The organism is Neomoorella stamsii (assembly GCF_002995805.1).
GTDB lineage: Bacteria > Bacillota > DSM-521 > Neomoorellales > Neomoorellaceae > Neomoorella > Neomoorella stamsii.
Map to the genome: position 1 here is coordinate 20494 of NZ_PVXL01000037.1, position 12135 is coordinate 32628.

Here is a 12135-nt window from a genome sequence, read left to right on the forward strand (position 1 = left end):
GGCATTAGGATTCCGGCAGCCAGGCCGCTTAAAACCAGGGTATAACGCCAGATTTAAGGGCCGGTCCCCGTCAGGGGGCCGGCCCCGGTTTTAGCTGGCCTTGCTTTCCGTCTTCGTTTCCTCTTTAGCCTTATCCTTATATTCCTGGCTGCGGTTTTCGGTGGTATAGAAACCGCCGGCCTTGTAGATGACACTGATATTATGCCCGATCAGCCGGTGTACAGGCCCGCCGCAGGTGGGGCATTTTTCCAGGGGAGGGGCGGTAATGCGCTGCTCCTGTTCAAATACCCCGCATTTGGCACATTTGTATTCGTAGATAGGCATCGTTACCACCTCCGCTTGTCTGTATATGGTTCCAGCATTGGTTATACGCCAGGAAGCCCGATTTGTCAAGATAGGCCGCCAGGGTAAGGGGACGTAGTTCTACGATTTGGCAGTCGCCTTCGTCTAAAACCTATAAAGCACATGAAATAAGATAAAAAAGGAGGTGTTCCTGGTATCCGGTGCCATCCCGGGTATTGGTTATTTGAAATTACTTGCTGTTGCACAGTAACCCAACCTCGGGCGCCATTAGCTTTAAGATAATATAGACCCGCGACGGGATGTAAAACTGGAACAAGGCGCATACCACGGATGGAATAAGGGTAACCCTTTAAGGTTGCCCTTTTGCTTTTTTGCTCCTGGAGTTGCTTATTATGTTATCATTATAGAAGAAGAACTGTTAAGAGCATTTCTGGCCTGATATTTGCTGCCTGATTATATTTGTTCCTGGAGGAATATGGGGTGGAGCTTTATGGGCATAACCGTCAGAGAGGCTTTAAAGCTGGGAGGCCTGCAGAGGGCTACCCTGCTGGCTGGCGAAGCAGGGCTAGATAATGTAATCAAATATGTAGATATCCTGGAGATACCTGATCCCCGCGGGTGGCTCAGGCCCAACGAATTTATTATTACAACAGGATATGCATTAAAGAACGACCTGGAAGCGCAGTTGAATCTTTTACGGGAGCTGGCAAGGGCGGGTGGAGCCGGCCTGGCCATGAAATTCGGGCGGTTTATCAGCGCTGTTCCGGAGGAAATGTGCCGCCTGGCCGGCGAGTTAAAGCTGCCCTTATTGAGTGTGCCTGATGACGTACCGTATGTGGAGATCACCAATCCACTGATGGCGGCCATTGTCAATGAACAGGCAAGGCAGCTCGAGTATTCGGATAAAGTCCACCGTAAACTTACCCAGGTGGCCCTGGAGGCCAGCAATCTCCAGGCCGTAGCCACAGCCCTGGCCGCCCTGGTGGAGCGGGAAGTAGTTATTTGCAATGAGGAATTTAAGCCGAGCATGCCGTGACGCTGTGGGCAGGGCCATCCTGGCCAATCGTGCTAAAGGCCCCCTGCCGGCAATCGAAGCGGCAGCGGAAGTTTTAGGCGGCGCCATCGTTTTTACCGGCAAAGTAGCCGCCGTTAGCCTGGAGACCACCGGCGGCTTTGATGTTGGTACAGTAGTAGTCCAGGGTGAACGGCAGCTGGCGGAACTTACCTTCTGGAACGAATATATTACCCTGGAAGTCGATAGTGAAAGGCAAGGCACTTTTCCAGACCTGTTGGCAACTATGGATCTCATCACCGGCCTGCCACTGTCTTTGGCAGAAGTGCAGGAGGGGCAGGAGATAGCCATTTTACACGTCCACCGTGACGAGCTGATTCTGGGAAGCGGTATGAAGGACCCTGCCCTTTTTCATGTAGTAGAAAAGGCTACCGGAAAAAAGTAATCAAATACGTGTTCGCTGGAGGAGAGGTGCAACAGGATGGCTCTTAAGCAGGTAATGGAAGCGTATGAACTCCTTGATAGCGCTTATGTTGATGGTTATGAGGTAGCCGGTTTACTAAAAAAGGCCGGCCTGGAAGACGTAGAGGTAAAACGGATTGCCGGCGCCAAGGGTTCTACGGACTTTATCAAGGTCAAGGTCCCGGGGAGCAATGGTAAGGTTAAAGGCGGCAGCGCGCCGACCCTGGGGGTGATCGGCCGGCTGGGTGGCCTCGGCGCCAGGCCAGAAAGGATAGGTTTTGTGTCCGACGGCGATGGGGCCCTGGCTGCGGTAGCTATCGCCTTGAAACTTGGGACCATGCAGAAAAAGGGGGATATACTGGCCGGGGATGTGATTATTGCTACCCATATCTGCCCCAATGCGCCGACCAGGAGGGGTTTTAACGGCTGCTCAAGGTCCGGAAGGGCAGCGGCTGCTGGAACTGCTGGGGAGTGTTCCTGAAGCCAGAAACGTGGCCGAACTGGGCATAGGCACCAATGACCGGGCCAGGGTTTCAGGCAACATTTTAGAAGACGAGAAGGTATACGGGACAGTTCATCTTGCCTTTGGCGATAATACGACCTTTGGCGGTACGGTCAGGGCGGGAGTGCATATTGACGGCGTTATTATGGCTCCCGACCTGTACCTGGACGGGAAACTGGTCGTTTCCCAGGGGAAAATCACAGTTTAATATTCTTCTCGCGCTATAACCCGCCTTGACAGGCGGGTTATAGCATATCGTAACCACAAGTTGCCGGGCTTCTCCAGGAGGATTCAGTCACCGGTTGGCGAATAGATCCCTTTTGTAGCCTCGAGGGAAGAAGGGATTTTTTTGTTACGCTGGCGTTACCAGCCAGTCCTCTGGGCGGTGTTGATTATCGCCACCCTGGCCGCAGGGGTGGTAATTGTCAACCGGGTGCGCCTGGAAGAGGCCAACCGCACGGTTACCCTGGCGGTCGACTTCCAGCAGGTGCAAAAATTAGCCCAGTGGAGTGGCTTGACTACCAGGGAAACTTTAAGCCGTTTGCAGCAGCAGGGAGCCAACGCTGTCCTTTTTAAGGAGCAGACCATAGAGGAACTCCAGCAGCAGGTCTGGGTCCAGCCGGGAACTGAGGCTGTCCTATCCTTCCGGGGTACAGTCCAGAAAGAAGTGCGCCCGGATTATACCTACCTTTTTACCCGCGACCGGGAACTGGCGGAGCGACTGGAACTGCAGCTAGAAAATAAAGTCCCTGGCGGGGTACAGGTGCTGGCCGGTAACAACTTTACGGCCTTAGGTATACCCCTGGCCATGGCAGAGCTAAAGGACCTGGGCCTGGGCTTCCCGGACCGGGAGATGGCCATGGCGCGGGAACTGGGCCTGCTGCTTGTTCCCCAGGTGCGGTGGTGGTATGGCGCCAACGCCGCTTCCCTGGCCGCTACTTTAAGGCCTCTGCAGGCCTACCAGGATAGCATCGTAGCTTTGCTTTTTAATGATAAAAACCTTCCTGGTTACCCCCATTACCTGTCCAACCTGGCGGCCCAGGTGGAGCAGCTCTACGTCCCGGTGGGCCTGATTGAATTTTTCCCGCAACAGGGCCTCAGCCAGCTGGTCATGCTCCTGGATAAAAGGGCCCTGCGGGTGCACAGCATCGGTGTGGATGAAATGGCCGGTCTAACCCCGGCGGCGGCCCTGGAACGCCTGGAGCTGGCAGCCAGGGAAAGGAATATCCGCGTCCTCATTGCCCGTTTTAAGTTTACCCCGGGATCAACAAACTGGCTGCAGGATAACCTCCATTACGTGGGGGAATTAAGAAAGGTAATCCTGGCCGGCGGCTTGACTATTGGCCGGGCTGAGCCCCTTTCACCTTTCCCCTTCTCACGCCTGTGGCTCTACCTGGCCGGCCTGGGTGTCCTGGCCGCCGGGGTGCTTTTATTGATGCAGTTTGGCTTAGCGCGACCGGGTGTAGCTCTGGGTTTCCTGGGTTTTGTGATCTGGACGGGGGCCCTGGGGCTGAATCACCAGGTGTTGCTGGCCCGCAAGGTAATGGCCCTGGGGGCGGCCATTATCTTTCCCACCCTGGCCATGCTCACGGCCTGGTCGCCGGCGCCCCGTGGTTTAAAGGCGGGGATAGCCGTTACCCTGCGGACGGCCCTGATCTCCTTCCTGGGGGCTGTGGCCATTGCCGCCATCCTGGCCGACAATACCTTTATCCTCAAGATTAATGAATTCAGCGGTGTGAAAATCGCCTTTGTTGCTCCCTTGCTTTTATTTACGGCGGCCGTGATTATCCGGCAGGAGGGGCGGCGGGCCGGCGCTACCCTGCAGGGCTGGCTTGATGCCGGCCTCACCGTAAAGCTGGTACTCCTGGCCGTGGTGGTGGCCGCTGCCGGTGTCCTTTACCTCAGCCGCAGCGGCAATGAAGGGGTGGGGCTGTTACCTTTTGAAGGGCAGCTGCGCTCTTTCCTGGGGAACGTTTTACTTGCCCGGCCGCGGACCAAAGAATTCCTCCTCGGCTACCCCTTTTTGCTTTTAAGCCTGAGCCTGGGTTACCAGCACCGTTATCTTCTCTTCTGGCTCCTGGGCCTGGTGGGGCAGATCTCCCTGGTTAATACTTTCTCGCACATTCATATTCCTTTCCTCATTTCGTTATTACGGACCTTTAATGGCCTCTGGCTGGGCCTCGCACTGGGTTTATTGCTGGTAACGGCAGTAAAGCTGCTAACGGAAAGTTTAAGGAGGAACAGGGCATGGCCAGGGTAGTCATCTCCGGCTACTATGGCTTCCAGAACGCCGGGGATGAGGCCGTCCTTTACAGCATGGTCCAGGCCCTGCGTTCCTTTGTGCCCGGCCTGGAAATCACCGTCCTTTCCCACTGCCCGGAGCAAACGGCGGCGTGCCTGAACGTTAATGCGGTAAACCGCTGGCGGTTAACAGAGGTAGCCGGGGCCATCCGCCAGGCCGACCTGGTGCTCAGCGGCGGCGGCAGTCTTTTCCAGGATGTTACCGGACCGGAGAGCCTCCTCTACTACCTGGGCGTGGTGGTCCTGGCCCGGCTGCTGCGCAAGCCGGTACTGGTCTATGCCCAGGGCCTGGGACCGTTAAAGCGCTCGTGGAGCCGCTGGCTGGCCGGCAGGGTCTTAAATAAAGTCCAGCTTATAACTTTGCGGGACAGCGAGTCGCGGCAGCTCCTGGAGGAAATTGGTGTGAGACGGCCGCCGGTCTATGTTACGGCCGACCCGGTCCTGGGCCTGGAACCGGAGAAACTGGATTTACGATCAGGCCAGGAAAAATGGCAGGAGCTGGGATTGACGGGCCAGGTAGCCGGCATTGCAGTCCGCTCCTGGCCAGGGGCCGGGAACTGCTGGCCGGCCCTGGCCAGGGTGGCCGATGACCTGGTGGCCGGCGGGTGGCAGGTTTTATTTCTACCTTTCCACTTTCCCGCGGATGTCGACGCCTGCCGCCAGGTAGCCCGCCTGATGCATCAGCCGGCAGCAGTTTTAAGGGAAAATTTGGACCTGGCGACCATTATGGGCCTTATGGGCCAGCTGCAATTTTTGATTGGCATGCGCCTCCACGCCCTGATCCTGGCAGCAGTCATGGGGGTGCCCTTCCTGGCCCTGCCCTACGATCCCAAAGTAGGTGCCTTTGCCCGGCTGGTGGAACAGCCGGCCGTGGGTTCCCTGGCAGGGGTAACCTGCCAGAGCCTCACGGCGGCAGTCCAGGAGGCTCTGGCTCGCCGGGAAGAACACGGCCAGAGGGTCAGGGCAGCTGCGGCCGAACTGCGGCCCCGGGCTCTGGATACCGCCCGCCTGGTTGTAGAGTACCTGCGGAAAGGAGCCATAGGTGGCTGACCGCCAGATAAGATGGTAACAAAAAGTAACGGTAAGTATGTCCGGGTACCGGCAGGGACACCGGTGGCCCGCATGGCCAGGGCGGCGGGCATCGTCCTGCTCTTGAACCTGTTGAGCCGGGTGCTGGGTTTTGTCCGGGATGCCAGCATCGCCGCCCGTTTTGGCGCCGGCCCGGCAACCGACGCCTACCTGGTAGCCTATACCATCCCTTATTTTCTCCAGACCATCCTGGGGATGGCCTTTGTCACGGTTATGGTGCCGGTAGTGACTGCCTACCTGGTCCGGGATGACCGCGACCAGGGCTGGGCGGTAGCCAGCGCCGTAGGCAACTGGACGTTTTTAATCATGACCCTGCTGGCGGTTGCAGGCGCTGGCCTGGCTCCCTGGCTCGTCCAGGTCCTGGCCCCCGGATTTGCGGGGACTGTTTATGCCTTGACGGTGAAACTAACGCGGATCATGTTCCTCTCCCTCCCATTCATGGGGACGGGGATGCTGATCAGCGGTATTTTAAACGCTGGCTATATCTTTACCTCCCCGGCCCTGGCGCCGGCGGTCAGCAATCTGGTGATTATTGCTACGGTTGTCTTCGCCGGGCAAACCTTTGGCATCACCGGCCTGGCCATAGGGACGGTCTTAAGTTTTGTCGCCTACATGGCAATCCAGCTTCCCGACTTACCGCGTTTGCAGTTTCGTTATACCTGGCGCTTGCTGGCCCATCACCCGGCAGTCCGTCAAATTGGCCGCCACCTGCTGCCAGTTTCTCTAAGCCTGGCGGTGGTCCAGCTGTACCTGGCAACGAACCGCTTTTTTGCCTCCCAGCTGGTACCGGGAAGCATTACGGCCCTGGACTTTGGCAATCGCCTGGTAACTTTACCCCTGGGTATCTTTGTAGCCAGCGTTACCACAGCTATTTTTCCTTCCTTGGCCGAGCAGGCGGCCCTGCAAGATCGCCGGGAAATGGCTCATCTGGTGGACCGGGGCCTGGGCCTGGTGGCCCTGACTATCCTGCCGGCGGCCGCCGGGCTCATTATCCTCCGGGAACCCCTGGTGCGGCTGGTTTTTGAGCGGGGGGCCTTTGATCCCCGGGCGACGGCCATGACGGCGGTGGCGGTTTTATTTTATTCCCTGGGCCTCCTGGCCCAGGCCATGCATCCCATCCTGACCCGGGCCTTTTATGCCCTCCAGGATGTTGTCGTCCCGGTAACTACCGGCCTTTTGTCTGTCGGGTTAAATATCCTCTTCAGCTATCTCCTGGTACCATACCTGGGGCACGGCGGCCTGGCCCTGGCCAATTCCCTGGCAGCCAGCCTCTATGCCCTGATGCTTTACCTGGCCCTTTACCGGCGCCTGCCGGAGTTAAAGGCGGTTACCCTGCTGGGGACTATGCTGCGCACTGGCCTGGCGGCTCTGGGCATGGGTTTGCTGGTCTGGCTGGCCGGCCGAAGCCTGGCTGTTTTTGCCTGGTCCCAACCTTTAGCGGGGTTACTTATCCGGTTAACGGGGTTGATAGCCGCCGGGATCGTGACCTTCTGGGGCCTGGCCCGGCTATTGCGGATTGAAGAAGTTAATTTCATCAGCACCATGCTCCGTCGTCGGCTGCAAAGGGTTATTTAAACAAGCAGGAATGTGGGGATAAATGGCGAATAGAACCAGTAATATTGTCCAAAGCGAAGTGACGTCATGGACTTGACCGCAATTCAGAAAGTATTACCCCATCGCTATCCATTTTTGCTGGTTGACCGGATTCTGGCAGTAGAGGCAGGCCGGCGGGCCGTAGGACTGAAAAACGTCAGCGGCAACGAATGGTATTTTAGTGGCCATTTTCCCGGGCAGCCGGTAATGCCGGGGGTCTTAATCATGGAAGCCCTGGCCCAGGTCGGGGCGGTAGCCTTACTCAGCCTGCCGGAATTCCAGGGCCGGGTTGCCCTCTTTGGCGGCTTGGACAGAGTCCGTTTCCGTCGCCAGGTAGTCCCCGGCGATGTTTTACGTCTGGAGACAGAGATTATAAAGCTGAAGGGCCGGGTAGGCAAAGGCTACGGTCGCGCCTATGTGGAGGAAGAGCTGGCGGCTGAAGGCGAGCTGCTTTTTGCTGTGGGCGAAAAGATAGAGTAGGGGAGCTATTTCGTAGGAGCCCTTTATGGGGGGCGTCCCTGCCAGCAAACATGAAAATTAGAGGGCGAAAAAGTCATTCATAGAGGAGGAACCGCAGGTGAATATACTGGCCCTTGCTCTAGCGGGGGTAATTAGTTTTTTGCTTACACCTGTACTTTGCCGGGTGGCACCCCGTCTGGGGGCTATCGATAAACCCGATGAGCGTAAAGTTCACCATACCCTCATGCCCCGGCTGGGAGGCGTGGCCATCTACGCCGGCTTCCTGGCGGCCTTTTACTTATTCGGTTACCATGAAGATAAGTACCTGGGCCTCTTACTGGGCGGTACCTTCATCATGGTGGTGGGGCTGGTCGATGATATTAAAAATATAAGTCCCAGGCTGAAATTAATGGGTCAAATTGTTGCTGCAGCCATCCTGGTAGCCTTTGGCGTGCGAGTAGAATTTCTAACCAACCCCTTTGACGGCCTTGTGATCCTGGGCAAACTGGCCATTCCCGTAACTATTTTTTGGGTAGTAGGCGTTACCAATGCTTTAAACCTGGTGGACGGCCTGGATGGCCTGGCCGCCGGGACTTCCTTTATCGCCGCCGTGACCATTGCCGTGGTAGCCTGGCTTAACGGGGAAGTGGTAGTAGCCCTTCTTTCCCTGGCCCTGGCGGCCAGTGTGCTGGGCTTTTTGCCCTTTAACTTTCATCCGGCACGGATTTTCATGGGCGACAGCGGCTCCATGTTTTTGGGCTTCAACCTGGCGGCCCTGGCTACCATCGGCCTGACCAAGAGCGCGACAGTGGTTTCCCTCTTTGTGCCGGTAGTCATCTTAGGTTTGCCCATCCTGGACACCACCCTGGCCATTATCCGGCGCTTTCTCAACCACCGGCCCATCTTTGCCCCCGACAAAGGCCACCTGCACCACCGCCTGCTGGCCCAGGGTTTAACCCAGCGTCAGGCCGTCGCTGTCATCTACCTGGTGGATGCCTGCCTGGGGGGCAGTGCCGTGCTCCTTACCAGGCTGGCCACTGATCAAGGTATGCTTATCCTGGTGGGCCTCGCCGTGATAATCCTGCTGGCTTGCGATAGACTGGGAGTTATTGGCAGAGGGCACCTTACCAGGGTTAAAGCCAGGCATAATTCCCTCCATATGCTATAGGGAGAGGTGATGGCTGTGCGCAACTATTATTTACTCGTTGTTATTCTCCTCCTGGCTTTTGCCCTGGGCCTGGCGGGCAGCGCCGGAGCCACGGCCTCTATGGCCGGCCTACAGGCCGACCCGGTGGTTACCCGTAGCTACGTCCAGGAAGCAGTCGACAGCCGCCTGGCCCCCCTGCAGCAAGAAATCGAACGGGCGCAGCAGCGCCTGACCGCTCTGCAGCAACGGGTAAATAACCTGGTGCGGTAGTAGCGGTACACTTTAAGCGAACCTGTGAAAAAAAACTGGCTTTTGTTTGGAACCAGCGAAAAGAAGGCCAGGTAAATACCGGTATTATCTCAGAAGCCGCCTTATGGATTTAAGGCCCGGGCTGCAGTTTTTTAACTGCGGCCTTTTTGCATTTCTGGCGCTTATTGGGAAATAATACGGAAATGAAGTCTTAGAGTAACGGGGGAATACAGATGAACGACTTGCTGATTGAGGCGCTCTTAATCCTGGCTTTTATCGTGGCAGGCATTGGTCTCCTTTTTTATCTCCATAAGCGGGAATTACTTTAAACTCAGGGGGTTTAAATCCGTGCAGTACCTCGAGGTATTTCTCCAGACCATCCTGGCCTTTGCGGCCATCCTGATCTATACCCGGATTCTCGGCAAGCAGCAGATTGGCCAGCTGACTTTCTTTGAGTACATAAACGGAATCACCTTTGGCAGTATAGCTGCCGTGCTGGCCACCGACATCGAACCCAGCCGTACAGGGATGCACTTCCTGGGCCTTACCCTTTTTGCCTTTCTTACCTGGGTGGCCGGTTATGCCGTTCTGGTCAGCCGGCCGGCCCGCAAGCTTATTTCGGGCGAACCTACTGTAGTCGTGCATAACGGTAAAATCCTGGAAGGAAATATGAAAAAAATGCGGTATAATTTTGATGAGATGGCCATGCAGCTGCGGCAAAAAAATGTATTTGATATTGCCGATGTGGAATATGCTATTCTGGAGCCTGACGGCGATCTGAGCGTTTTGCTGAAATCCCAGAAACGCCCCCTGACACCGGCCGATCTCCAGCTGCCGACCCAGTACGAGGGGGTACCTACAGAACTGGTTATGGATGGGGAGATCCTCTTCCAGAACCTGAAGCAAAATAACCTGGATGAAAAGTGGCTCATCCAACAGCTCCAGGCTCAGGGGGTCCAGGATATCAGTCAGGTTGACTATGCCGTTTTAAGGAGCGACGGCTCCCTGTATGTCAATTGCAAGGAAGACGACATCATCAACCCGGTGGATATTACCGACGCCCCGGAAAGCCCGGTGAAGCAGGAGAAGGAAGAACAGGATAGGCCCTCCTGAGCGGTTAGGGCATGAAAATGCCTGGCTGGCATTTGTCGGAAGCGAGCGAGCTTCTACCGAAACCAGTTCTTCGGTTTATGCAGTCGCACTACCTTTGGAGGTACCTGAGTTTAGTGAGTGCTGGGCGCTCCGCGAGGACTTTGGTGCGAGCCAGACAATGCCAGCCTGTGACAAAGTTATTTTCGGAGGTGGTTGTAATGACCATCAAATTTGGCACCGATGGATGGCGGGCCATCATTGCCGAGGAATTCACTTTTGCCAATGTCCGCATGGTTACCCAGGCCGTCGCCAATTACCTGCAGGACGAGAAAGGACCGGGGGAAGTCGTTATCGGTTATGATAACCGTTTCCTGGCCCCGGAGTTTGCCGCTGCAGTGGCCGAAGTATTGACGGGCAACGGCTTTACCGTTTACCTGCCTTCCCGGGCGGTACCAACGCCGGTAACGGCCTGGGCTATTAAAAAGTATGGAGCATTAGGAGCATTAATGCTTACAGCCAGCCATAATCCTCCTGCTTACTCCGGGCTCAAGTTTATACCCGATTATGCCGGGCCGGCCGTGCCGGCCATTACGGAAGCCATTGAAAAAGAAATAACGGCTGTAATGGAAGGGGGGACTATTAAACGCCTGGAACTGGCTGAGGCCCGGCAAAGGGGGCTGGTAAAGGAACTGGACCCCCGGGAAGCCTACCTGGAGTACCTGCAGGGTTTAGTTGATGTGGCAGCCATCAAGCAGGCCAGGTTAAAAATTGTCGTCGACCCCCTTTATGGCGCCGGGCTCGACTACCTGGATGAATTTTTGCAGCGGGCCGGCTGCCAGGTACATACCCTGCATAACTACCGTGACCCCCTTTTCGGCGGTTCCCTGCCTGATCCCAGCGCTCGCGGCTTAAGCGAGCTGGCCTGGCAGGTCCGGGAAACAGGAGCCGACCTGGGGCTGGCCCTCGACGGCGATGCCGACCGCTTCGGCGTTGTCGACCGGGACGGCACTTACCTTACGGCCAATGAAATCCTTTACCTGGTCCTGGCCCACCTGCTCTTCCACCGGCAATACCGGGGACCGGTAGCGCGGACGGTAGCTACCACCCATAACCTGGATCGCCTGGCCGCGGCCCATGGCCTGGAAGTTATTGAGACCCCGGTGGGATTTAAGTATATCGGTGAGGCTCTGAGAAAGCATGATTGTATCCTGGGGGGCGAGGAGAGCGGGGGATTAAGTATCCGCGGCCATATCCCGGAAAAGGACGGCATCCTGGCCACGGCCCTGGTCGCTGAACTGCGGGCCGTCCAGGGACGCAGCCTTAAAAGTATCCTGGCGGATTTACAGGAGCGCCATGGCCGGCTGGTCAGCCGGCGGCTGGACCTTAAGGTAGCCCCGGATGTCAAAGCGCGGGTTTTAAAGGAACTGCCAGATTTTACCCCCGCCAGGATTGCCGGCGTACCGGTGACCGGGCGCCTGGTAGTTGACGGGGTTAAATTCATCCTGGCTGACAGCAGCTGGGTCTTGCTCCGCCCATCCGGCACGGAACCTCTCCTGCGTTTATATGTGGAGGCACCCGGTGACGAGCGCCTCCATCTCCTCCAGGAAGACATAATTTCCGCCCTTAAGATTTAAAGTATCTGGCATACTCGTCGGCCGAAAGTTCCCGGTAACAGCTGGGACATAAAGCCCCTTTACCGGGAACTTCAATGGCATTTTCCAGGCCCAGGCGCTCCATAAAGCTTAAAGAAGCGCCGCAGCGCAGGCAGGCATCGCTGGCGGCTGGCATGTGTCTCACCTCCTATCTCAATAATTTGCTTCTAGCTCGTTAAATCTCTTGCTCTCTTAGATTTTCATTTTTATGATGAAGTCCAAGAAGGCAGACTAAGCCTTCATCTTCATCATCAGTAGACGTAGTTGTTGTGGA

The 12135-nt window shown here is 56.5% G+C and carries 13 protein-coding genes and 1 pseudogene; 12 read left to right on the forward strand and 2 right to left on the reverse strand.

Annotated features, from left to right (window positions below; translation table 11 throughout):
• Positions 1-90: 90 nt before the first annotated feature.
• Positions 91-324 (reverse strand): FmdB family zinc ribbon protein, encoded by a 234-nt coding sequence (locus MOST_RS06225; RefSeq protein WP_054935597.1) that lies wholly within the window; start codon positions 322-324, stop codon positions 91-93.
• A 469-nt stretch (positions 325-793) separates the two neighbouring features.
• Here MOST_RS06225 and MOST_RS06230 point away from each other — a divergent pair, with 469 nt between their 5' ends.
• The 12 genes and pseudogenes from MOST_RS06230 to MOST_RS06285 all read left to right on the forward strand — a co-directional run bounded on the left by MOST_RS06230 (position 794) and on the right by MOST_RS06285 (position 11843).
• Positions 794-1339 carry a PucR family transcriptional regulator ligand-binding domain-containing protein gene (locus tag MOST_RS06230; RefSeq protein WP_054935596.1) on the forward strand — a complete coding sequence of 182 codons (546 nt, stop codon included), beginning with the start codon at positions 794-796 and terminating at the stop codon, positions 1337-1339.
• Between the two features lie 4 nt (positions 1340-1343).
• A complete protein-coding gene (locus MOST_RS06235; RefSeq protein ID WP_054935595.1) occupies positions 1344-1760 on the forward strand; it encodes an S-methyl thiohydantoin desulfurase domain-containing protein in 417 nt (138 codons plus the stop codon).
• Positions 1761-1796: 36 nt separating this feature from the next.
• A pseudogene (locus MOST_RS06240) lies at positions 1797-2189 on the forward strand (DUF1177 family protein); the annotation flags it as partial.
• 79 nt (positions 2190-2268) lie between these two features.
• Positions 2269-2487, forward strand: a complete 219-nt coding sequence (locus MOST_RS06245; RefSeq protein ID WP_054935594.1) for a hypothetical protein — start codon at positions 2269-2271, stop codon at positions 2485-2487.
• A 141-nt stretch (positions 2488-2628) separates the two neighbouring features.
• Entirely contained in the window at positions 2629-4539 is a 1911-nt protein-coding gene (locus MOST_RS06250; RefSeq protein WP_054935593.1) for a DUF5693 family protein, read from the forward strand.
• The gene (gene csaB / locus MOST_RS06255; RefSeq protein ID WP_054935592.1) at positions 4527-5630 is read left to right on the forward strand and encodes a polysaccharide pyruvyl transferase CsaB; all 1104 of its coding nucleotides are present in this window, start codon (positions 4527-4529) and stop codon (positions 5628-5630) included. Before MOST_RS06250 ends, csaB begins: the two co-directional genes overlap by 13 nt.
• 12 nt (positions 5631-5642) lie before the next feature.
• Entirely contained in the window at positions 5643-7244 is a 1602-nt protein-coding gene (gene murJ / locus MOST_RS06260; RefSeq protein ID WP_083476443.1) for a murein biosynthesis integral membrane protein MurJ, read from the forward strand.
• 66 nt (positions 7245-7310) lie between these two features.
• Positions 7311-7742, forward strand: a complete 432-nt coding sequence (gene fabZ, locus MOST_RS06265) for a 3-hydroxyacyl-ACP dehydratase FabZ (protein WP_054935591.1) — start codon at positions 7311-7313, stop codon at positions 7740-7742.
• A 97-nt stretch (positions 7743-7839) separates the two neighbouring features.
• Positions 7840-8889 carry a glycosyltransferase family 4 protein gene (locus tag MOST_RS06270; protein ID WP_054935590.1) on the forward strand — a complete coding sequence of 350 codons (1050 nt, stop codon included), beginning with the start codon at positions 7840-7842 and terminating at the stop codon, positions 8887-8889.
• A gap of 15 nt (positions 8890-8904) precedes the next feature.
• The gene (locus MOST_RS06275; protein ID WP_161952808.1) at positions 8905-9138 is read left to right on the forward strand and encodes a hypothetical protein; all 234 of its coding nucleotides are present in this window, start codon (positions 8905-8907) and stop codon (positions 9136-9138) included.
• A 327-nt stretch (positions 9139-9465) separates the two neighbouring features.
• Entirely contained in the window at positions 9466-10230 is a 765-nt protein-coding gene (locus tag MOST_RS06280; protein ID WP_054935588.1) for a DUF421 domain-containing protein, read from the forward strand.
• Positions 10231-10427: 197 nt separating this feature from the next.
• A complete protein-coding gene (locus MOST_RS06285) occupies positions 10428-11843 on the forward strand; it encodes a phosphoglucomutase/phosphomannomutase family protein (RefSeq protein WP_054935587.1) in 1416 nt (471 codons plus the stop codon).
• On the opposite strand, the gene MOST_RS17195 is transcribed toward MOST_RS06285, so the two are convergent.
• Complete coding sequence (locus MOST_RS17195) at positions 11833-11997, reverse strand: hypothetical protein (RefSeq protein WP_156272821.1); 165 nt, start codon at positions 11995-11997, stop codon at positions 11833-11835. The genes MOST_RS06285 and MOST_RS17195 overlap by 11 nt on opposite strands.
• Positions 11998-12135: the final 138 nt, after the last annotated feature.